Below are 22798 nucleotides of genomic sequence, written 5' to 3'. Positions count from 1 at the left end.
CTGGTTGTCTGTTCTGGCCTCATCGCTGGCAAGCCGGCGCTGAGGCCAGAACAGGCTACCCTGTGCCGGTCTATCACCGGAAATCGCACAATGCTCGCCCAGCTTTCCTTGTCTGTCATCGACTGGCTCCCCATCCTGCTCGCCGTCGCCGCAGCCTACATCGTCTTCGGCATCGCCGGCTTCGGCACCGCGCTGGTCGCCGGCCCGGTCCTCATCCATTTCATGCCGCTGTCACGCATCATCCCGCTACTGGTCCTGCTCGATTTCGTCGCTGCCTTCGGCAACCTGCTGCCGTCGCGCCGCGACGTGGTGCGCGGCGAATTGTTGCGCCTGCTCCCGTGCATGGCCGTTGGCTGCACCCTGGGTGTAGTGTTCCTGCTACACCTGAAATCCGACTTGTTGCTTTTGCTGATGGGCCTGTTCGTCACCGCCTACGCAATTTATGGCCTAGCGGTAAAAGTACGGCCAGCCAGGCTTTCTGGTTTCTGGGCAGTACCGATGGGCACGATCGGCGGCTTGTTCGGTGCATTGTTCGGCAGCGGCGGTTTCCTCTATGCCATTTACCTGAGTGCGCGGCTGGAGGCAAAGGAGCAGGTGCGCGCGACCCAGAGCGCGCTGATCAGCTGCAGCACGGTGGTGCGCCTGTCGTTGTTCCTGATCGCCGGCGTCTATGCCGATACCAGCCTGCTGCTGCTCGCCGCCTGCCTGCTGCCGGTGATGTTCATCGGGCTCTGGGTGGGCCGTCGGCTGACCCTCAAACTGTCGCGCGAAGCATTCGTGCGCCTGGTCACCTGGCTGGTACTGGCCAGCGGCCTGGCGCTGATTGGTCGCTACCTGAGCGCGTGAGCGGTAGAATTACCCGATTACCGCAGTTGGCAGGCCTGTTTGATCCATGAACACCCAGAGCATCATCGTCCCTAAACTTTCCACCGTACCTGTGCACGAGGCCCGCGCCCGGGCCATCCTGCGCTGGCTGGTGCGGGAAAAAGTGGTCGAGGAGCAACTGACCACCTGTGGTCGCACCGGCAACCGCATGGGCCATGCCCTGGCCGAAGGTGCGCGCAAAATCGCCCTGCACCCGCAAAAGCTGCCGTTCGGCGTGCCGGTCAACGGCCTGGAAGTGATGCTCAAGCGCTGCATCTATACCCCCACCGAGGGTTTCCTTGAAGAAGCCGGCTGCCCCGAGTGCCGGCGCGAGGTGGGCGAACCCTTGTTCGAAAGCCTGGAAGAGTGGATGCCGGGGGTGAGTGACAACTTCACCTGCCCGTTGTGCGGCTTCGAGGACGACATCAATGGCTTCATTTACCTGCAGTCATGTGCCTTTTCCAACCTGGGGTTCATCTTCAACAACTGGGGCGAGGCCGGGTTTACCCAGGCCTTTCTCGACAGCTTCGCCGACTGGCTGGACCAGCCGGTGGCGGTGGTGCAGGTAAAACTGCCAGAACGCTGACCGAAGGCCCTTATTTTGCATTGAGCGGCGCGCCGTGGATGAGTATAATGGCGCGCTTCCATTTTTCCCGCCCGGGAGCCCCCGCGATGCTGCGTATCAGCCAAGAAGCCCTGACTTTCGACGATATCCTCCTTGTACCTGGCTACTCCGAGGTACTGCCCAATGAAGTCAGTCTCAAGACCCGTTTGACTCGTGGCATCGAGCTGAACATCCCTCTGGTTTCCGCCGCCATGGATACCGTGACCGAAGCGCGCCTGGCCATTGCCATGGCTCAGGAAGGCGGCATCGGCATCATCCACAAGAACATGACCATCGAACAGCAGGCCGGCGAAGTACGCAAGGTCAAGAAGTTCGAGGCTGGCGTGGTCAAGGACCCGATCACCATCGAAGCCGACGCCACCGTGCGCGACCTGTTCGACCTGACCCGCCTGAACAACATCTCGGGTGTTCCGGTACTGGAGAACGGCGACCTGGTCGGTATCGTCACTTCCCGTGACGTACGCTTCGAAACCCGCCTGGATGCCAAGGTGCGCGACGTGATGACGCCCAAAGAGCGCCTGGTCACCGTGCGCGAAGGCGCCGACAAGAACGAAGTCCGCGAGCTGCTGCACAAGCACCGCCTGGAAAAAGTCCTGATCGTCGACGACAAGTTCAGCCTCAAGGGCATGATGACCGTCAAGGACATCGAAAAAGCCAAGGCCTACCCGCTGGCCAGCAAGGACGACCAGGGTCGCCTGCGCGTCGGCGCTGCCGTCGGCACCGGCAAGGACACCGGCGAGCGCGTCGCCGCCCTGGTAGCTGCTGGCGTTGACGTGGTTGTCGTCGACACTGCCCACGGCCACTCCAAAGGTGTGATCGACCGCGTTCGCTGGGTCAAGGAAACCTACCCGCAAGTTCAGGTGATCGGCGGCAACATCGCTACCGGCGCTGCGGCCAAGGCCCTGGCAGAAGCCGGCGCTGACGCCGTGAAGGTCGGTATCGGCCCAGGTTCGATCTGCACCACCCGTATCGTCGCCGGTGTCGGTGTACCGCAAATCAGTGCGATCGCCAACGTTGCCGCGGCACTGGAAGGCACTGGCGTGCCACTGATCGCCGACGGCGGCATCCGTTTCTCGGGTGACCTGTCCAAGGCCATCGTCGCTGGTGCTTCCTGCGTGATGATGGGTTCGATGTTCGCCGGTACCGAAGAAGCCCCGGGTGAAGTCGAGCTGTTCCAGGGCCGTTCCTACAAGGCCTACCGCGGCATGGGCTCGCTGGGTGCCATGGCACAGGCGCAAGGCTCCTCCGACCGTTACTTCCAGGACTCCTCGGCCGGCGCCGAGAAGCTGGTACCGGAAGGTATCGAAGGCCGCGTACCGTACAAGGGCGCCCTGGCCGCGATCATCCACCAGCTGATGGGCGGCCTGCGTTCGTCCATGGGTTACACCGGCAGCGCAACCATCGAAGAGATGCGCACCAAGCCGGAATTCGTGCGCATCACCGGTGCCGGCATGGCCGAGTCCCACGTGCATGACGTGCAGATCACCAAAGAAGCTCCTAACTACCGGGTCGGCTGAAGCCTCCAGCGGTAAGTAGCAAGCTTCAAGCTCCAAGCGGTAGTTGCGTTGCAGCAGCTACCGCGTTTTCCCCGATCAACTTGCAGCTCGCAGCTAGACGCTTGCAGCTGCACCAGAGATTGAGTCATGGCCCTCGACATTCACGCTCACCGCATCCTGATCCTCGATTTCGGTTCCCAGTACACCCAACTGATCGCCCGCCGCGTGCGTGAGATCGGTGTCTACTGCGAACTGCACCCGTTCGACATGGACGATGAAGCGATCCGCGAATTCAACCCGCGCGGCATCATCCTCGCCGGCGGCCCCGAGTCGGTCCACGAAGCCAACAGCCCGCGTGCACCGCAGGCCGTGTTCGACCTGAATGTACCTTTGCTGGGCATCTGCTACGGCATGCAGACCATGGCCGAGCAGTTGGGTGGCAAGGTCGAAGGTTCGGACCTGCGCGAGTTCGGTTATGCCCGCGTTGACGTGGTCGGCAAGAGCCGCCTGCTCGACGGCATCGAAGACCACGTTGATGGCGACGGCGTACTGGGCCTGGACGTGTGGATGAGCCACGGCGACAAGGTCACCCAGATGCCGGGCAACTTCAACATCCTGGCCAGCACCCCGAGCTGCCCGATCGCCGGCATGTTCGACGACGCGCGCGGCTACTACGGCGTGCAGTTCCACCCGGAAGTGACCCACACCAAGCAAGGCGGTCGCATCCTGTCCCGCTTCGTGCAGGATATCTGTGGCTGTGAAGCCCTGTGGACGCCTTCGAACATCGTCGAAGACGCCATCGCCCAGGTGCGTCAGCAAGTCGGCTCGGCCAACGTCCTGCTGGGCCTGTCTGGCGGTGTCGACTCCTCCGTGGTAGCCGCGCTGCTGCACCGCGCCATCGGCGACCAGCTGACTTGCGTCTTTGTCGACAACGGCCTGCTGCGCCTGCACGAAGGCGACCAGGTGATGGCCATGTTCAAGGAGAACATGGGCGTCAAAGTGATCCGCGCCGATGCCGAGAAGCAGTTCCTCGACAACCTGGAAGGCGAAGCCGACCCGGAGAAGAAGCGCAAGATCATCGGCCGTACCTTCATCGACGTGTTCGATGCCGAAGCCAGCAAACTGGACAACATCCAGTTCCTCGCCCAGGGCACCATCTACCCGGACGTGATCGAGTCTGCCGGCGCCAAGAGCGGCAAGGCCCACGTGATCAAGTCGCACCACAACGTGGGTGGTCTGCCGGAGGAAATGAACCTCAAGCTGGTCGAACCGCTGCGTGAGCTGTTCAAGGACGAAGTGCGCAAGATCGGCCTGGAACTCGGCCTGCCGTACGACATGGTCTACCGCCACCCGTTCCCGGGCCCGGGCCTGGGTGTGCGTATCCTCGGTGAAGTGAAGAAGGAGTACGCCGACATCCTGCGTCGCGCCGACCACATCTTCATCGAAGAGCTGCGCAAGGCCGACTGGTACCACAAGACCAGCCAGGCGTTCGTGGTGTTCCAGCCGGTGAAATCGGTTGGCGTCGTGGGCGACGGCCGTCGCTACGCCTGGGTCGTGGCCCTGCGTGCTGTCGAGACCGTGGACTTCATGACCGCGCGCTGGGCGCACCTGCCTTACGACCTGCTGGAAACCGTCAGCGGCCGTATCATCAACGAAATCGACGGTATCTCGCGCGTGACTTACGACGTGTCGAGCAAGCCGCCGGCCACTATCGAGTGGGAATGATCCCGCGTCCGGCACTGCCCGGCACGATCTAGCAAGAAATGCCCTGGAGCCCGCGTAATTGCGGGCTTTTGGCTTTTTAGGTCTGGCAAATTCAGGTAGCGTTCTGCATCGCCAAGCATGGCATTTATGTGGCATGGTACGGGGTACTGACTGCATCCAATGCCATGCATGACGCTCAATACCATGCCCCTTGTCCCATTGTTGGCATGGTATCGGGTTGGCCTAAAGGCCCGGTTTACTGGGGGTTGACCTCATTTTTCCTCGCCTTTCAGGGCATGGTATTTTTTCATGGAAATAGTGGAAGCCATGCTCACTGATACCAAGCTTCGAAATCTCAAACCCCAGGACAAGCTCTACAAGGTGATTGACCGTGACGGCTTGTACGTGGCCGTCACCCCAGCAGGATCGATCTCCTTTCGCTACAACTACTCCATCAACGGCCGGCAAGAGACCATCACCTTCGGTCGTTATGGCTTAGGGGGGATCACTCTGGCAGAGGCTCGCGAGCGGCTAGGGGAGGCGAAGAAGATGGTCGCCGCTGGCAAGTCTCCGGCAAAGGAGAAAGCGCGTGCGAAGGCGCGCACGAAGGGTGCTGAGACTTTTGACGCTTGGGCTGAAAAATGGCTGCGCGGTTACCAGATGGCGGACTCGACGCGAGACATGCGTCGATCAGTCTATGAGCGTGAGTTGAAGTCGAAGTTTGGCAATCAGAAACTGGTCGAAATCACTCATGAGGATCTGCGAGCGCTGACAGATGCCATAGTGGAGCGGGGTGCCCCTGCAACCGCCGTCCACTCACGGGAGATCGTGCTGCAAGTCTTCCGTTGGGCCATTGAGCGTGGCCAGAAGGTTGAAAACCCGGCCGATCTGGTACGACCTGCCAGCATCGCGAAATTTGAGCCACGTGACCGTGCGTTGACGCCCGATGAAATTGCGCTGATGTACCAGTACATGGACAGAATCGGTACCGCGACTTCGGTTCGTGCTGCGGCAAAGCTCCTTCTGCTGACGATGGTGCGCAAGAGCGAGCTGACCAATGCGACGTGGAGTGAGATCAATTTCACCGAAGCGTTATGGACCATCCCCAAAGAGCGTATGAAGCGTCGTAACCCTCATTTGGTGTTTCTGTCTCAGCAAGCATTGGATTTCTTCATCGCGTTGAAAACCTTGGCTGGAGGTTCAGACTACGTTCTGCCGTCACGCTACGACTCTGATTTGCCGATGAGTGCCGCCACGATCAATCAGGTACTCACGCTCACCTATCGCCTTGCCCAAAAGGAAGGGGTGCCACTAGGTAAATTCGGTCCCCACGACTTGCGACGCACGGCCAGCACGCTGCTGCATGAAGCGGGGTACAACTCCGATTGGATTGAGAAGTGCCTTGCGCACGAGCAGAAAGGTGTGCGCGCCGTCTACAACAAGGCCGAGTACCGTGATCAGCGTCGAGCGATGTTACAAGACTGGGCAGATATGATTGATGAATGGACGCTTAAGAAGTCTCGGAAAACACCAGGCTACGAAACGCCTGGGGAGCGATTTCGCTAATCCATTGTATCGACCGGTTGAGCCCACAACCCAAAGCTGCCCTTGATGGAGGGCAGCTACCTAAACACTTAAAATAATTGAAAGCGAAAATTTTATACTAGTCTGCCAGACCTAGCTTGCGACTAAACCAGTAATATTGAGTATAATCAAACTCGGCGCCAAATAATTCTTCTATACGCGCCTTGATTATAACATAATCGTGGCGAGCCCTATTCCTGTCGTGGCACTGACTATTGCGTTCAATTTTTTCTGCGAGGTATTTGATTGCCGATTTGTTGAATAATTTAATGTACTGAGGTATTGCCACCTGAAAGCGGGAATCTGCTTGATCGTAGCTTCCACTTACGCCATAGTAGGTCGCGACTATGTTGCAAAATTTTTCTTGCCACTCCTCAGTATCAGAAATCTGAAGAATGTAGTCGAATTGAGACGGACTTATGGCTGGCGAATCATTTTTGATCCATTCTTCTAAATCATCTCCGTGTTTCATAACGCTTTCTTTAACAAACCACCCTATGACTTTCCCTACGTCATCCTCAGCAATGCAATGCTCTACCTTTAGGCGAGCCGCCTCACTTAAGGCGGGAAATAGCTCCGGGTTATTAGAGATAAAGAATGTTAAGTATTGAAGTGGGAGTTCCGAGCTGGCGACATTGCTATAATAGTCTGTATCACCTTTTATCGTGTCAGTAAGAGATGCCTTATTGCGAGCTGCTACTACCTCTAAGACATGTAGATTGATTAACCGGTTCTTGGCGCAATTTTCATCTTCAAGCCTGAAGACAAATTTCCACAGCTGACGAAAAATACTCAATTCAACTGATGGGGTTGCTCGCTCAAGGTAACGACTGACAACGTACTTTTTAACCTTCGCTCTGTCACTCAGCATTTCACTAGATTCGGCAACATCCATAAGGAGTTCCTTAAGAATATGCTGAGTGTAAAATGGAGGCTTTGTTAATACATCAGTCAAGGTATTACGAAGCAGAGACCTAACGGTTTCCTTGTTAGGCGAATGCAGTTCCCGCTCTCTATTCAGAACAGGGTGAGCTGAGAGGTGTCTTTGCTTTTGAAGATACCTTAAATTTTCGTACTCCGAACTGTCTAGGAGGTGCGTTTTGTCATGAATATCATCAATCAGTTTTATTTCCCACGCTGCAGACTTTTGATCCTCTTGTTGGATTTTGCTCATCTCTGCCAATATTGATTTTGCCGAAGCATCATCATATAAATCAATCAGGCTCTGCAGTTTGTACACGAGGTCGCATACAGCAACTGACCAGAGCATTACAACTGCCGATCTGTGGTTTCCATTATGATATGAAGACAAGACCTCTTTGAAGTAATCCTTGGTCTTGCCATAATGAATACGATCCGACATCTTTTCTAACGCAAACTCATCCATAAGGCACCCACATTAGTTAATGTAAATACATGTTGTGAAAGCAAAAATTGTGATTTTATGATCTAGCCAAAGCTATCGTCAGCGGCGGCGTAGCTTAGGGTTTGTACGAAAAGTCGCCGAGCGGCGATCAGGCAAGGAGAAAACAGGCGAGGAAGCGGAGTTTACGGGTTGTAAATGAGCATTCCGAGCCTGTTTTCAACGCAGCATAATCGTCGCGCAGGCACTTTTCGTGCAAAGCCTAGCCCCAGTGTCTGCCGTCGAGCTTACCAGCCGTGTCGCCTTGCTCGAAATGTTTTCCGCTTGTCAGTATCCTGCGCCAGGTTCGCATCCATCGGCCAAGCGTCTAGAACTGCAGGGAACTCATGCTGGAAATCACGGACAAGGACATCGAAGCGCTGGCTGACGACGAGCTTCGCACACTCGTGGGGTTGCTTGCAGAGTACGAACAGCGTGGTGCTGGGCAATCTGCGCTCAATGCGCGCTGGGGCGGCGACCAAAAATCCAAGGATGGCGGTGTGGATGTTCGTGTCAGCGCGTTCGGCCAGGCGCGCCCCGATGGCTTCATTCCCCGTCCCGACACGGTGTTTCAGGTCAAGAAAAACAATATCACCGCCGAAAGGATCAAGGCAGAGATGTGCCCTGATCAACTATTGCGCCAAGTGGTCCGAGCGCTGGCACATGTGGCCGGCGCCTATGTGATCGTCTGTGGCAAATCGATCGCCAGTGAGTTGATTGTGCCAAGGGTCGAGGCGATGGAGGCAGTCCTTGATCAGAACGGCTTGAAAGGCATGATCAAGGTCGATTTTTATGATGCCAGCACACTGGCCACGGCCGTGCGCGGCTACCCTGGCCTGGTCATCTGGGTGCGCCAAACGGTCAAGCGCCCCATTGGCAACTGGCAGCCAGCGCTGGCCGTCGGCCAGCAAAGCCAGGCGTCTGCCTACCTGTGCGACGACCAGCCACGGGTCGAATGCCCAGGGCATCCAGCGCCGCTGAGCGTTGCACAAGCAGTGGACAGCATCCGCACAGCACTGGCCCTGCCCGGCAGCATCGTACGCTTGCTGGGTCTCCCAGGCACAGGCAAGACGCGCCTGGCGCAAGCATTGTTCGAAGACGGCGTTGGTGCCCAACCGCTACCCGCCCATCGCGGGGTCTACGGTGACATTGGCTTGTCGCTGACACCTCCGCCTGACGAAATGGCCTCGTTGTTGTGCGACAGCGAGCCTTATCCCATCCTGATAATCGACAACTGCCCACCAGAACTGCACCGTGCATTGAAAGAGCGCGTGAGCAGGCTAGCGCTGAAGGTTAGCGTCCTGACGATCGAACACGAAATCAGGCAGCCAGACGAGTCCTACGACAATCTGTACATACTGCATCCTTCGTCGGACGCGATGATTCAAGAGCTGGTTCAACGCAGCCATCCGCAACTCAATGGACTGGCTGTCTCCCGCATTGCCAGGTTCGCAGGTGGCAATGCCCGGATCGCACTGTGGCTGGGTGCTAGTGCCCAGCATGGCAAGGACGTATCGACCTTGAACGATACCGAACTGCTCTACCGCATACTGCGCCAGGGGAAGGCCGAGGATCCCGCGCTGGAAGCCGCGGCAGAGGTGGCCGCACTGGTCTACTCGTTCGCTGTTGACGGCGAACCACCCGAAGGCGACGAGTCATGCCACCTCGCCCCCTTGGCCCAGATGGGCGCTGGTCAGTTCTATCGCCAGATCTCAAGGCTGCACAACCGTGGCTTGATTCAGGAGCGTGGGTTCTATCGCGCATTACTCCCTGAAGCGATTGCCAACCGACTGGCTGTTCAGGCCCTCAAGGCAATACCGCCGCGATTTATCGAGCAGATGTTCAACGATGCACCGGGCCGCCTGAAGCTCTCTTTCTGTCACAGGCTCAACTACTTGGGCGAAAACGATCGTGCAGTTCAATTGGTAAAACGCTGGTTCAACGGTGGCGGATGGCTGGGCAGCGCGTCAAAGTTGGATCGGGATGAGTGGCGGATGTTCAGCTACATCGCGCTCTTGGCTCCCAGTGAGTCGCTGGCACTATTGGGAAAGCTGGTGACACCGCAATCCACCATCGATATCGACAGCCGACGCTTCATTACCCTGACCGTGAGCGCATTGGCAAGAAAGACCGAGCATTTCGCCCAAGCCATAGACCTGCTGGTGCACCTGGCCAAACTCACGTACCGCAATAGAGATGAACGCGAGTATGTACTGCGCTTTGTCGAGTACCTGTTCCACTTTGCCAGTTGGGGCACCGAAGCTCCACTCGTACTGCGCCTGGATGTCGCAAGGTCGCTGCTCAACGGTCCAGACAGTTGGGTTGGGGAGCGCGCGTTGAGAGGGCTGCTCGAACTCGAGCATTTCCCCATTTACGCCGACACCTTGTTGGCGGCGCAGTCGCCTGTCGATACCAGGGTGCCAGCGGCCAGGGAAGACCCGGAGATATGGATAGGCCAAACGCTACAATTGGCCTGTGCGCTGGCCTTGGCGCCAGGCCCAGGCGCCGCGCCGGCAAGAGCGACGATCCTTGCACACGCCAGAAGCCTGCTGCGTTTCAAGCAGCCCGCACACTGGCTGCAGGAATACTTCAGGCAACTGGCGCAAACCGAGTGGTGGAATGAGGCCAGGGGTGCCCTCATCGGCCTGCTCGATGCGCCAGACCTGAACCTAGGCGACTTTCAGCAACAGCAATTCGAAGCCGCCATCGAAGTGCTGACACCTTCCGGTATCGATGCGCTGATCGAACTTTCGATCAACTCACCCGACATTGCCGATAAGCCGCGCCGTGCTATTTCCGGCGCTCGCATGGCACGACTGGAGCAGGATCAGCGACGCCTGGCTGAGGCGCTGTTAACCGAGCCACAGCAGTTGCCACAGTTTTTGCCTGCCGTGCTATCAAGCCCCAACTCGGCCGGGCACCTCGGTTTCCACCTTTGCACGGGCACTTTGCTGCCTCAACACGTCTGGCAGCAGATTGTCGATGCCACGCCTGAAAAGGGCCTGAACCTTAGCTTCATCCAAGGGTTCATCCACGGTATGGCACACGCAAACCCCACTGCCCTGGATGAGCTGGCAGCAGATTTCCACCTGCAGCCCACGCTCAGTCCGTATCTCATCCATCTGTATTTCTTCACATATGGGAACGCTCAGGATGTCGCGCTCGCAGTCCATGCCAATCTGACGCGCATACCCCTCACGGTCATTGCAGAACTGACCTATGTGCCTGATTACCTGGAGGTCCCTCAGGAGGCATTGCACACGCTGATCTACGACATCGCCGCCCTTCCCGACGGCCTTCCGGCAGCGCTGGATCTGCTCGAGTCGCGCTTGTTCCAGGCGTCGCTCGACCACCGGGACTGTTCACACTGGGCCAGCATGGCCGCCGATCTGCTCACTCGCTACCTTGACGATGTGCCCGCGAAGCCTTGTCGCCCCTTTGAACTGGAAGCGACCGTCGAGGTAGCGATGTGTTGCGCGGACAGTGGGGCGCTGGCTCGAAAAACCATCACTTACCTGCTTGAGCAAGGCAAAACCAAGCAGGGAAGCCGGGATGTCCCCTTGCGAGTAGTTGTCTCGCTGATCGATGCTCATCCTTGCCTGGCTTTGCAGATGCTGGCTGATGCGGCCCGGAACAACGACCGACAACTACTCGAACGCCTGCACGGCATCCGCCAACCAGGTATCGCCCCATTTGCCAACGCCGACCCCGAACAGCTTGTAGCCTGGTGCAACACGCAGCCCGATGAGCACTACCCGCTCCTGGCCAGCCTGCTTTACCCCTGGGCCGAGGTGGAACAGGACCTGCTGCACTGGAAACCACTGTCACTGGCACTGCTGGACAATTCGCCCGCTCCAGCCAAAGTACTGACCTTGTTCCTGCAGCTTCTCGACCGCCAGTGCTTCCCCGGCCCACAGCGCAACCCCTTCAAGCAGAAGGCTGCCCTGCTCGACCAACTAAACGGCCCTTCGGTCGCAGCGCTGACGGAATATGCCCACTATCAGGCAAAGCTGAAAAGACAGGCAGACGAGCATGAAAAAGCGCTCGAGGGCTACAAGCGCTTCGAGTGAATGGGATGCCAGGAGTTGAAAGAAAAGTCGCCGAGCGGTGATCAGGCAAGGCGAAAAAGGCGAGGAACGGTCAGAGTCTCGCTCGACTTGACTGCAGTCAATGAGCATTCCGACCGGGCTGGCGCATCCGCTGTGTTTTCAACGCAGCATGATCGTCACGCAGGCACTTTTCGTACAAAGCCTAGAAGCCCAATTTTTTGAGTGTACCTTAAGATCCAACTCTCTGAACATGGCGCGACCGCCACGGGCTGCTCATTGCCAAATGTCCAGGAGTCGGACAAAAGCGGCCACCTATACACCATACGCTGCTTGACGCACTCACGCTGTAGGGAGTCGAAAGCAATCAGGAATTGAGCGAAGAGCTTTGGATACTGCTTGGCGCTCGATCTCCAGTCTGCGAGCAATTTCTGACTGGTTGAAGCCAAATTTTTGCAGTACGAGGATTTGCTTTCTTCGGTCTGTCAGCTTCATGTCCACCATTAATCGAGCGAGATTTCTTAACTCCGCTTCGTCCGCTAGGTGCAGGGTTTGGCTAAGCATGTATCGAAAGATATACGCGTCGACCAGTTCGTCACCTGACTTTGCCTTAGGCTCTGCTCGTATCGCGCATTGTCTGCTCAGTCTGGCCAGCTCTAGGTCGAACTGTGCTACAGATCTCATTGCTTGCCTGTATGCCGGGTTCCAGCGTCCGTCTGGTGTCTTTGGGCGGTGGGTGGTGCAGTAAAGGTTGCTCAGGCGTAGGTGTTCATCAAGGTCACGCTGACCTTCACCTTCTGCGAACAATGCTAGCTCTGCTAGCGCGCCGCAGAATCTACAAAACCCCTTTAAGCGTTGACCGTTCAAACCGTCCATATCCTTGGTATACGGCTGCTTGCGCTTACATGCCAGCACCAGTTCTATCAACGTCTCAAGCGTCGCAATGAAGCAGCGATCATCCCCCGACTGCTTGTCGTGAGTCAGAACAAAAGCTCGTAGCAGCTGACGCTGTAGGCGGACCATAGCGGCAATGCCAACAAGCTGGATAATCGCGCTGAACGCTACATTCGTTCCTGCCCCGGGTATATGGCCCTGATAACGCGATGGAAGCGTTTCGGCATATGACGCCACGGCAGGGTCGATAAGCTCTTCGACCAGACGAACGATCGGATAGCGTTTAGATGCTGTGGAGTAGGGCTCCCAGCGATCAAGGAATCGGTGAAGGGCCTCTGCGACGGAGGCATCACACCCCTCCCAAATAGCGATGGTCGTTTGTTTTTTCATGTCAACCATTCTAGCCAACCATTCTGTCGAAGCAATAGGCACCTAAAGGCACGATCAGGCACACATTCGCTGTGACTGATAGGGCCTAGCTATGCATTCATCGAGCAAAAAACTAATCGACAAAAAGACACTCCTGGCGATGATCCCGCTGTGTGAGCGCACGATCTATAACTTTGAAATGAAGGGTAAATTTCCACGTCGAATTGCGGTGAGTAGCCGCAAGGTCGTGTGGGATTTAGCCGAGGTAGAGGAGTGGATTGATACATGCAGGGAGTCCGGCCCCGCTCCTAGGCCAGGAATGGCAGTCTGAGCGGTGGGGTTCAGGCCTGAGACAAGGTCGATATTGCGTCCTTACTCAGACACTGCAAACGCTCTGGTAGAACTGAATAGCGCAAGTCCACAGCTTGCGCTTTTCAGTTCTCAGGACGAAGCGCAGATGTACCATGATAGGACGAGAGCCGGTTTTTTTTCGTTGCTCGTAGACTCCCAAGGTGAAAAGCGCCAGTCTTCTCATCGTTTGGCTGATATGCCAAAAGTGCTAAGTTTGTTGGACAAAGAACGTGACACGTGGATGTCCCAAGCGGAGTTCATCCGACCCAACAGGCGAGTCGTTAATCTTCTGCGGCTTGGCTTGCTGTTCGCCGACCTCGACACCTACCGCGTGCCCGCGCTGGCTGGGCGAGCGCCTGACCAGCTGGCCGCGTCCGTCCTATACTTCTGCGCCGAAGAGGGTTTGCCGCTGCCGTCCGTGCTGATCTACAGCGGCCGGGGCATACAGGCCAAGTGGCTGCTGGAGGGCACGATTCCACGACAGGCCCTGCCCCGCTGGAACGCCTGCCAACGCTACCTTGTGGATCGTCTCGCGCACGTCGGGGCCGACCCGATGGCCAAGGATGCCAGCCGTGTGCTGCGCACCGTCGAGACGGTCAACAGCAAGAGCGGCGAAGTCTGCCGCGTGGTTCACGTCCAGAGCGGCCTCGATGGTCAGCCGATCCGCTACAACTTCGAATATCTGGCCGAGGCCCTGCTACCGGCAGCCCGATGGACTATCGAGCAGCAACGTGAGGAGCAACAGAAACAGGCCGAACAGCGCGCATCTAGAAAGCCTTTCCTTTTGGTGCCCGGCAGCAAAGTCGACAATCTGCGCGGGTTTTCCGGCCGACAGCTCGCGTGGGATCGGCTGGAAGACCTGCGCAAGCTGGCCGAGCTGCGCGGTGGTGTCGGTGAAGGCAGCCGGATGCAGCACCTGTTTTGGCGATTGAACTTCCTGCTGCTGTCCGGGGCGACCAACAGCAAGCAGATGTACCACGAAGCGGCCGCGCTGGCCCGCGAACTCGATCCGCAGTGGAATAGCCGCTCGAAAGAGCTTATGACCCTGTTCAGCAAGGCCAAAGCCTACGAGGCCGGGGAGAAAATCAGCTTTGGCGGCAAGGACTACGCGCCGCTGTACACGCCGAAGAACGACACCCTTATCAACCTGTTCGGGATCACCGCCGACGAACAACGTCAGCTCAAGACCATTGTCAGCCGGGTCGAGGCTGCAGAGCGCGATAGGAGGCGCCACGAGCTTCGTAGGCGAGCTGCCGGTTCAGTGAATCGGCAAACCTACCTTGATACCGCTAAAACCAAGCAAACACAGGCGCAGACTCTAAGGTGCGAGGGGTTGAGCGTGCGGGCTATCGCTAAGCAAATGGGTGTGTCAGTTATGGCGGTGTCCAGATACATAAACACGCCGGAGATTCAGTGTACCAAGTCCGTCCGTATTACTAATGGCGAAGCCCCCGTGCTTTTGACGGCGGCCCGTCCAAGCTAATGATTCAGGTGTTCAAAGTCCGTGCGTACTACTAAAGGCAGATCCTTCCGCGTTTTTGACCAGGGCTGTCTGATGTCGTCGTTCTGATGGAGTGCCATGCCAATGGCCAAGGTGGAGGCGAGTACTACGAATGCAGCGCATGCTTTGCAAATTAGCAGCGCTCGCCGCTAAACAGCCTGTATTGGTACACGACGTTCGAAATTCAATCAGCCTCATTTGCGATGAAGGCTTTATGCGATTCTGCGCGATTCTATGCGATTGTCACCATTTATTAATGCGAATCTATGCGAATGTATGCGAATGTATGCGAAATAACGCGAATCTATGCGATTAGACAAAATGCAAATGGTATCTCTGCTCCAGTTGCATAGAATCGCATAGAACTAGACGGCAAGATGTGTGTTGTACGGGTACGGGCAAGCCCCTACCCATCCAGCACCGCCCCTTATTCGCCTTCGGCTCAACAGTATCTTGCTCTGCGAGGCCCACAGCCGCTGCCGCGTCTAAGAGCGAAAAGAAACAACTAGAGCGCAAGCCATGTCAAAGTACACCAGAAGATATTTATCGAAATGCTCATCGCGATCGCGAGTACACCTTAGAGCTATACAAAAAAATATTAACGAAAGTGGTAAGAAAGATGTAGGAGAACTCATAAAAAACTTTAGAGTCGGCCAGTACAGTCAATAAAAACATAAAAACAAGACAAGCCAAAATCCGGATAAACAAAAGTAATTACTGACTAACAATTCTGAATCGTGTAGAATTTACAGGAAGCTAATAACCGTAATCATTTAGAGCATGAAAGAAGCCGAAATAAAACGCCTTGCCGGATACCACCTTCTGAAACAAGAAGGTACGGAAGTTGTTTTCTTTGAGTATCCATTTCATTTCGGTCGTCGCCGTGCAGATATAATTTCTGCAGAAGATGGAATGATCATCGGGTATGAAATCAAATCTGCCTATGACCGAATAGACAGGCTATCAGAGCAACTTAGGTCATACGAACAACTATTCGACTATGTGTATGTCGTATGTGATGCCAAACACCTTTCTGCTATACGGAAAATAGCTCCTGAAAGGGTTGGTATCTACCTATGCTCATCCTCCGGCATGAAGCGCCTACGGAAAGCCAAGCAAATAAGAAACCAAAACACCATTGTAACGCTCGATGCGATGCCTATTGAAGCATTGCGTAAAGAATTTAAAATAGTAAAAAAATCCAAACTTGAAACTTGCGAAGCCATTTCTCGCATGAATAAGAGAGAAGAAATCAAAACAATCTTCAGGCGACACATCATCCAGAAGTATGGTAGCCAGACCAATCACATGAAAAGCGAGATCAGTGAACTACTTACCCTAGATGATGTATTCTCTTTAGGCTTAGCCCCTAACAAATTAGACTCGTAGCTCTTCAACCCTACGGATCATGTAGTTGCACGCTCGGACGGATATCCAGAAAGACGGGCTAATGCCTGAAGGACTTCCAGCAGCGGCACTTGATATCTCATTGTCGCCCCAGCTACCATTCGAAACATAATTCGAGCTCTTCATAACCTGTTTTGCGCACCAAATGTACGAACCAACATCCCGTCGCTTTCGGTAATAATAAAATCTTGTCGCGGTGCAAAAATCAATGCGTGGGACAAAGGTGCCGCCTCGCATTTCAATTTGCTTAACATTGATTGAAGCATAGTCTCCAAACTGCAGCATTGGCCGGTTATGGCGAAGAGACAGAAACAGTGACTGCTCGTATATCTCAAAATCCCCCTCCTCATCTTTACCTTCAGCAGATACTTGGTAGGGGAACGAGCCAGCAATACAAAGAATCTTCTCAAGCCATTCAATAGAACTTGGCAGTGAGGATATCTTATTGAAAGCTCGCTGATAATTATTTGTAATTGGCAATAAGCTAGACTTAGCTCGATCCCTAATACAGCCTTCGTCCAAAAGGATATAAAGTCGGGTGTCTCTCAGTTCCGAAGCGATCTCAGTTACTATATCTTCGTACTCATCATCTTCCAGGTCGGCAGGAAGACGCAAAGCCATCTTTTTGTACTTCGCCGTGACTGAAGCGACAAAGGCTTTGGCCTCACTCAAGTCTTCATCCTGCTCGAAGTTAACGTGAATCATAGGAACTATCTGCTCGCCACAATTCAACTCCAACCAACTTCTCCAGGATTCGTAGCCATTGACTGGCGACAAAATACTTTCTATCTGGGAGTTTTTTTGCTTGGAGTCTGTCGTCACATCTAAAATATAAGGAAGTTTTCCTTGGATATTTTTGATTTGCTCAAGGCGCTTAACAATATCGCCAATCGAGTTTTTCTTTGTAATTCTTGACTTAGTAATCTCATAGGTAGGAAGCATGTTCTTCCTATAAGAAACGTCGATAGCCGATATGGCTCTTAGTTCTGCATCTTTAGTCTTAAGTACGGGAAAATAAATGAAGCTATTCCAATCCATGTCCCTTCATTCCTAAATTTTTTGCTCGGACGCGCACTGCCAAGGTTGAGACCTTAAAGTGTTGTGCGATTTCTTCAATACTGCCGGATAATACCTTAACCTTATCTCTGAAAGCCGACTCTGGCATCAAAAGCTCGCTAGCGAATCGGTTGGCCTCAACCTCCATTGGATTGCTTTCGCCATTCCTGAAAAAATTTAGGTCTTTAAACTCGGCCTGCTGAAACCTGTGCCGAGAAAAGTGTGCGATTTCATGCGCAATAGTAAATCGTTGCCTATTAGGGTGGTGAAGCGCATTTACTTTTACCACCCAATCCTTGCCATTGTCAGCGAGACTCAGCATTCCTGATACATCGTCATTCATTGGGACGCTTAAGAGTCTAATACCCAAAACGGAAAGAAGAGCCTTTACATCCAAAGGAGATGTGTCGACTTCGTGCTGCGCGGCAAGAGCGAGCAACTGATCAACTGTAAACCTCTCATCCGCCGAAGGAACTTCACTTTGATGCGAAGTTTCGGCCGATTTGAACTTACCACTCTTCCGGATAAAAGCCATTTACCTACCTACCTACTCTGTAATCTTACCGTCGCGGCCATCACAGGTCTCAGCTCTATCGAGCTCTGCAAGCCTGCTACTAACTTGGATTATAGCATCTTCAGACACCTTAATCCTAGTTTCATGATCGGAAACTATAGCTCCTTGTTCAGACAACCCGTCGAACACATCCCCATAAATAGCATTAAGTTTATTAAGCTCCTTCTTTGCTTTTCGCTCTACAATTTTTGTAAGCCCGCCAGTACTAGAAAACTCATCAAAGTGGGCTTTTGACTCTTTAACAACTTCTGCCTTGGATGAGCTTCTGATAATGACAAACGCCCCACCGACAATGGCAGCGTTCAAGGCAATCAAAATACTGACCATCGTTTGATAGAATGATACTTGCAGGGACCAAAGCGTATCCACGGAGATCAGAGTCTTCTCTCTGATCATTCGCTCGACAACTAACTGCTCATAGCTATCAAGCTCTTTTATATCTCGGGCAGGGACGTATTGAGAATGGGTAATTAAAATATCTGACACTGGAGCAAAATGTAGCACGGCCAGTACCACGATTAAGGCGATACATGTTGATAGAACGCTTGATGCAAAAAGATCCTTCATCTGGAAATCCATTCACTATGGCCGAAAACACCCACCATGCTGGTTAAAAAGCGGCCCTAAAGCACCGCGCGCAGCTTAGGTAGCGAAGTGATGCTACCGCCGAGTTAATCCAGCTGTCTACGCAATCGCGTGGGGCGCTTAGGTAGGTACCGTGCATTGAGATTTTTGTGTGTGGCGCTGCGGGTCTTCACACCTCCCTTCGGTACACCGAGGGTACACCTCTTAGCTATCGACAGTTTTCACTAACTACGCTGAGCCTCAGTAGCTACGGTAGCTTCAGCTTGCAGTGCCTGTGCTACCCTGCGCCAGATTTTGCTTGACTTGCAGGCTCGCGAGTCAACTCAGATTTATCTGATCGCAGACGGGGGAGGGGAACAAACTACAACCGATGTCGCGGCGCTCCTCGGTGTGTTCACCCTGAACTCCGCCTTCAACAAAGAGGATGGCACCAGATGAAAGACCGTCCACACGACGAGGCAATGGCCGAACAGTTCTACGCTGATCCGGCCTATGCCGCCGAACTGCTGGCCGAAGTGCGCCGAAACGGCGACTCTACCGAGCTTGCCATCTTATTGCGACAGTTGGCCAAGGTGGTCGGGCAGGACAACAGGTGGAGCCCTGCCGATGCGGAACACACGCTACCGCTTTCATAGCAGGATATGGCATATTTCATGGTATTAGTGACATTTTTTCGTATAAGCTATTGATATTGCTCATATATTTTTCGTTGGTAACAATGAGTGGGAATGAGTTGAACAACAAGGGCGCCGCAAGGCGCCCTTGTTGTATCTGGGAATGGCGATGACCTTCCTGCGACAAGACTTCACTTAATCTTTCGCATTTGCAGGTGTATCGTATTCGCCCTTCATCGCCAGCCGTGCTGGCAGCTTGATTGCGCTTAAACGAGGTACCCGCACCGATGTCCTTCACCCGTCGACAAATGCTCAAGGGCCTCACCGGCCTGGTTGTAGTAGGCCTGGGCGCCGGAGGCGCAGCGCGGTACTGGCTGGGCAAGGTCGAGGACGAGAATGCCGGGCACGACTACGAGCTGATCGCGGCGCCCCTGGAGGTCGAGCTTGTGCCCGGCTTCAAGACCGAGGCCTGGGCGTTCGGCCCGTCTGCGCCAGGCACCGAGTTGCGGGTTCGCCAAGGCACCTGGTTGCGGGTACGCTTCATCAACCACCTGCCGGTGGAAACCACCATTCACTGGCATGGCATCCGTCTGCCGCTGGAAATGGACGGTGTGCCGTATGTGTCGCAGTTGCCGGTCAAGCCGGGCGAGTATTTCGACTACAAGTTCCGCGTGCCTGACGCCGGTAGCTACTGGTACCACCCGCACGTCAGCAGCTCTGAAGAACTCGGCCGCGGCCTGGTCGGCCCGCTGATCGTCGAGGAGCGTGAGCCCACCGGTTTTTTGCATGAGCGCACGCTGAGCCTGAAGAACTGGCACGTGGACGAGCAGGGTGCCTGGCTGCCGTTCAGCATCCCCCGCGAAGCGGCGCGCAATGGTACCGCCGGCCGGCTGATCACCATAAATGGCCAGGCTGACTCGGTCACCGAATTACCGGCCGGGCAGGTGGTGCGCCTGCGTCTGCTCAACCTGGACAACACCTGGACCTACCGCCTGAACCTCAAGGGCGGCAATCACGAGGCCAGAATCTACGCCCTCGATGGTAACCCGGTCACCCCGCGTGTGCTCGATGACGAGTACTGGCTGGGGCCAGGCATGCGTATCTGCCTGGCGATCCGCATCCCCGAGGCAGGTGAAGAGATTTCCCTGCGCGACGGCTTCGTGCGCTTGGGCACTTTGCGCTCGGTACCCAGCAACGATGCGCCCGGCGACTGGCCGCCTGCCTTGCCGCCAAACCCGGTGGCCGAGCCGGACCTGGAGAATGCCGAGAAGCTGAACTTCAATTTCGAATGGGTGGGCAAGGTTTCGGTCAACACCGAAAATGGCAGGCCGCCGAGCCTTTGGCAGATCAATGGTCAAGCCTGGGACATCACCGACAAGACCTGCGCCGACCGGCCGATCGCCACGCTGCAACAAGGCAAGAGCTACATCTTCGAGTTGAAGAACATGACTCAGTACCAGCACCCGATCCACCTGCATGGCATGAGCTTCAAGGTCATTGCCTCCAACAGGCACAAGATCGTCGAGCCTTGGTTCACCGATACCTACCTGCTGGGCAAGAACGAGCGGGCCCAGGTGGCGCTTGTGGCCGATAATCCAGGCACCTGGATGTTCCACTGCCATGTCATCGACCACATGGAAACCGGCCTGATGGCTGCGATTGCGGTGGTCTGATGCGCCCACAGATCATCGATCGCAGCCGTGATCAGGAATTCATGCGCATGGCCCTGGACCTGGCGGCACAAGGTGCCGCGCTGGGCGAGGTGCCGGTGGGTGCGGTGCTGGTGCAGCACGGCCAGGTGATCGGGCAGGGCTTCAACCGGCCGATCATCGACAGCGACCCCAGTGCCCATGCCGAGATGGTCGCCATCCGCGCGGCGGCAAAGTCTGCGAGCAATTATCGGCTACCGGGCAGCACCCTTTATGTGACCCTGGAGCCTTGCAGCATGTGTGCAGGGCTGATCGTGCATTCGCGGGTGGCCCGGGTGGTGTATGGCGCGCTGGAGCCCAAGGCCGGCATCGTGCAGAGCCAGGGGCAATTTTTCAGCCAGGGCTTCCTGAACCATCGGGTAATGTTCGAAGGAGGGGTGCTGGCCGAGGAATGTGGCGCAATATTGAGCGAATTCTTCAAGGCGCGGCGCGCCAAGTCGTAGGAGCGGCCTTGTGTCGCGAAAGGGCTGCAAGGCAGCCCCGCCTTTCATGCCTCAATATTGAACCCGGGACAGCTGTGCGCCCCTTTCGCAACACAAGGCAGCGCCTACATCGGCGGTGACTGTTCCGCCGGTTTGTCCTTGTTGACCCCCGGCACGTGCAGGTTGCCCTCGGCCACCTGGCCCTCGAGCTGCGGCTGGGTCACCCAGGTGAGGATGTCGTAGTAGCGACGGATGTTCGCCACGAAATGCACCGGCTCGCCACCACGGGCGTAACCGTACTTGGTCTGGCGGTACCACTGTTTCTGCGACAGGCGCGGTAGCATCTTCTTCACGTCCAGCCACTTGTTCGGGTTGAGCTTTTCTCGTTTGGCCAGCGTGCGCGCGTCTTCAAGGTGGCCGCTGCCGACGTTGTAGGCCGCCAGGGCGAACCAGGTACGGTCTGGCTCCTTGATGCTGTCGTCAAGCTGCTGCTTGACCAGCATGAAGTATTTGGCACCACCTTTGATGCTCTGCCTCGCGTCCAGGCGGTTGGACACGCCCATCGCCTGGGCGGTGCGCTGGGTCAGCATCATCAGGCCGCGTACGCCGGTCTTGGAAGTGACTTCCGGTTGCCACAAGGATTCCTGATAACCGATCGCGGCCAACAGGCGCCAGTCCACCTGCTCGACCTTGGCGTAGCTCTTGAAGTATTTTTCGTATTTGGGCAGGCGCTGCTGCAAATGCTGCGCAAATGTGTAGGCGCCCACGTAACCGAGCACGTCGACGTGGCCGTAATAGCGGTCTTTCAAACGCTGGAGCGTGCCGTTTTTCTGCGATTTGTCGAGGAATTCGTTGACTTCGTTCAGCAGGCTGTTGTCTTCGCCCGGGCCGACCGCCCAGCGTTGGTTGCGGGTTTCGCCAAGGTCGAAGGCCACCCGCACGTTGGGGAAGTACACCTGGTTCATTGCCAGTTCGTTGGAGTCGACTAGCGTCAGGTCGACCTGCCCTTCATCGACCATGCGCAACAAGTCGACCACCTCGACCGCGTCGGACTCTTCGTATTCCAGGCCCGGATACCGCCTTTTCAGTTCGGCAAGCTGGTCGGCGTGGCTGCTGCCTTTGAGCACCATGATTTTCTTGCCGACCAGGCCCTTGGGGTCTGTTGGGCGCGAGCGTCCGTTGCGATAGATGACCTGAGGGGTCACTTCCAGGTAAGGATGGGAGAACCTGGCCTGGGTCTTGCGCCGCTCGCTGCTGACCAGGCCGGCCGCTGCCAGCACCGGACCGGACGGTTTACCCAGGTCGTCGAAAAGTTCGTCGAGGTTGTCGGCGGTCTCGATCTCCAGCTTGACGCCAAGATCGTCGGCGAAACGCTTGACCAGTTCGTACTCGAAGCCGGTTTCACCATTGCGGTCCTGGAAATAAGTGGCCGGGCTGTTGCGGGTGATCACGCGCAGCACGCCGTCCTCCTTCACGCGCTCGAGGGTGCTGGGTTTTTCAACGCAGGCACCGAGCAACAGAAAGAGACCGGTTGCGAAAAGCCATTTGGCGCAACGCTGGCGCAAAGCAGTATGGGCGAACATAGCTTGCAGTAT

General features: G+C 55.8%; 18 protein-coding genes. 12 read left to right on the top strand and 6 right to left on the bottom strand.

The genetic code is table 11. The features are described from left to right. Positions 1-90: 90 nt before the first annotated feature. From ACW4TB_RS15840 to ACW4TB_RS15820, 5 genes are all read left to right on the top strand, one after another. Positions 91-846: a sulfite exporter TauE/SafE family protein gene (locus ACW4TB_RS15840; protein WP_012316009.1), complete on the top strand. Its 756-nt coding sequence runs from the start codon at positions 91-93 to the stop codon at positions 844-846. 46 nt (positions 847-892) lie between these two features. Then, positions 893-1450, top strand: coding sequence for a hypothetical protein (locus ACW4TB_RS15835; protein WP_012316008.1), 558 nt, complete (start codon positions 893-895; stop codon positions 1448-1450). 86 nt (positions 1451-1536) lie between these two features. Continuing rightward, entirely contained in the window at positions 1537-3006 is a 1470-nt protein-coding gene (gene guaB, locus ACW4TB_RS15830) for an IMP dehydrogenase (protein WP_008094438.1), read from the top strand. 126 nt (positions 3007-3132) lie between these two features. After that, positions 3133-4710 carry a glutamine-hydrolyzing GMP synthase gene (gene guaA, locus ACW4TB_RS15825; protein WP_012316007.1) on the top strand — a complete coding sequence of 526 codons (1578 nt, stop codon included), beginning with the start codon at positions 3133-3135 and terminating at the stop codon, positions 4708-4710. A 306-nt stretch (positions 4711-5016) separates the two neighbouring features. Next, complete coding sequence (locus tag ACW4TB_RS15820) at positions 5017-6255, top strand: tyrosine-type recombinase/integrase (RefSeq protein ID WP_279928717.1); 1239 nt, start codon at positions 5017-5019, stop codon at positions 6253-6255. A gap of 97 nt (positions 6256-6352) precedes the next feature. Here ACW4TB_RS15820 and ACW4TB_RS15815 read toward each other — a convergent pair whose 3' ends face one another. Beyond that, the gene (locus tag ACW4TB_RS15815; RefSeq protein ID WP_279928375.1) at positions 6353-7660 is read right to left on the bottom strand and encodes a hypothetical protein; all 1308 of its coding nucleotides are present in this window, start codon (positions 7658-7660) and stop codon (positions 6353-6355) included. Positions 7661-8022: 362 nt separating this feature from the next. On the opposite strand from ACW4TB_RS15815, the gene ACW4TB_RS15810 reads away from it, so the two are divergent. After that, positions 8023-11745 (top strand): hypothetical protein, encoded by a 3723-nt coding sequence (locus tag ACW4TB_RS15810; RefSeq protein ID WP_279928373.1) that lies wholly within the window; start codon positions 8023-8025, stop codon positions 11743-11745. Positions 11746-12063: 318 nt separating this feature from the next. On the opposite strand, the gene ACW4TB_RS15805 is transcribed toward ACW4TB_RS15810, so the two are convergent. Further along, positions 12064-13005 (bottom strand): LuxR family transcriptional regulator, encoded by a 942-nt coding sequence (locus tag ACW4TB_RS15805; RefSeq protein WP_279928371.1) that lies wholly within the window; start codon positions 13003-13005, stop codon positions 12064-12066. A 91-nt stretch (positions 13006-13096) separates the two neighbouring features. Between ACW4TB_RS15805 and ACW4TB_RS15800 the strand changes: the two genes are divergently transcribed. The 3 genes from ACW4TB_RS15800 to ACW4TB_RS15790 all read left to right on the top strand — a co-directional run bounded on the left by ACW4TB_RS15800 (position 13097) and on the right by ACW4TB_RS15790 (position 16225). Beyond that, positions 13097-13315, top strand: coding sequence for a helix-turn-helix transcriptional regulator (locus ACW4TB_RS15800; RefSeq protein ID WP_082367901.1), 219 nt, complete (start codon positions 13097-13099; stop codon positions 13313-13315). Between the two features lie 237 nt (positions 13316-13552). Next, positions 13553-14818, top strand: coding sequence for a replication protein (locus tag ACW4TB_RS15795; RefSeq protein WP_455828411.1), 1266 nt, complete (start codon positions 13553-13555; stop codon positions 14816-14818). Between the two features lie 798 nt (positions 14819-15616). Then, positions 15617-16225 (top strand): sce7726 family protein, encoded by a 609-nt coding sequence (locus tag ACW4TB_RS15790; RefSeq protein WP_279928365.1) that lies wholly within the window; start codon positions 15617-15619, stop codon positions 16223-16225. Here ACW4TB_RS15790 and ACW4TB_RS15785 read toward each other — a convergent pair. Genes ACW4TB_RS15785 through ACW4TB_RS15775 form a run of 3 tightly spaced genes read right to left on the bottom strand, consistent with a single transcriptional unit; the run spans position 16214 to position 18440 of the window. Next, entirely contained in the window at positions 16214-17281 is a 1068-nt protein-coding gene (locus tag ACW4TB_RS15785) for a beta family protein (protein WP_279928363.1), read from the bottom strand. The genes ACW4TB_RS15790 and ACW4TB_RS15785 overlap by 12 nt on opposite strands. Further along, a complete protein-coding gene (locus ACW4TB_RS15780; RefSeq protein ID WP_279928361.1) occupies positions 17268-17834 on the bottom strand; it encodes an ImmA/IrrE family metallo-endopeptidase in 567 nt (188 codons plus the stop codon). The genes ACW4TB_RS15785 and ACW4TB_RS15780 overlap by 14 nt, the downstream gene beginning before the upstream one ends. A 12-nt stretch (positions 17835-17846) precedes the next feature. Further along, positions 17847-18440: a hypothetical protein gene (locus ACW4TB_RS15775; protein WP_279928359.1), complete on the bottom strand. Its 594-nt coding sequence runs from the start codon at positions 18438-18440 to the stop codon at positions 17847-17849. Between the two features lie 452 nt (positions 18441-18892). Here ACW4TB_RS15775 and ACW4TB_RS15770 point away from each other — a divergent pair, with 452 nt between their 5' ends. The 3 genes from ACW4TB_RS15770 to tadA all read left to right on the top strand — a co-directional run bounded on the left by ACW4TB_RS15770 (position 18893) and on the right by tadA (position 21224). After that, the gene (locus tag ACW4TB_RS15770; protein ID WP_279928357.1) at positions 18893-19093 is read left to right on the top strand and encodes a transcriptional regulator; all 201 of its coding nucleotides are present in this window, start codon (positions 18893-18895) and stop codon (positions 19091-19093) included. 266 nt (positions 19094-19359) lie between these two features. Continuing rightward, positions 19360-20745 carry a multicopper oxidase family protein gene (locus ACW4TB_RS15765; RefSeq protein ID WP_012316006.1) on the top strand — a complete coding sequence of 462 codons (1386 nt, stop codon included), beginning with the start codon at positions 19360-19362 and terminating at the stop codon, positions 20743-20745. After that, complete coding sequence (gene tadA / locus ACW4TB_RS15760; protein ID WP_012316005.1) at positions 20745-21224, top strand: tRNA adenosine(34) deaminase TadA; 480 nt, start codon at positions 20745-20747, stop codon at positions 21222-21224. The genes ACW4TB_RS15765 and tadA overlap by 1 nt, the downstream gene beginning before the upstream one ends. A 104-nt stretch (positions 21225-21328) precedes the next feature. Here tadA and mltF read toward each other — a convergent pair whose 3' ends face one another. Beyond that, positions 21329-22786, bottom strand: a complete 1458-nt coding sequence (gene mltF, locus ACW4TB_RS15755) for a membrane-bound lytic murein transglycosylase MltF (protein WP_279928352.1) — start codon at positions 22784-22786, stop codon at positions 21329-21331. Positions 22787-22798: the final 12 nt, after the last annotated feature.

The sequence above is a fragment of the Lelliottia jeotgali genome (assembly GCF_977070485.1).
This window is presented reverse-complemented; position numbering and strand designations above follow the sequence as displayed.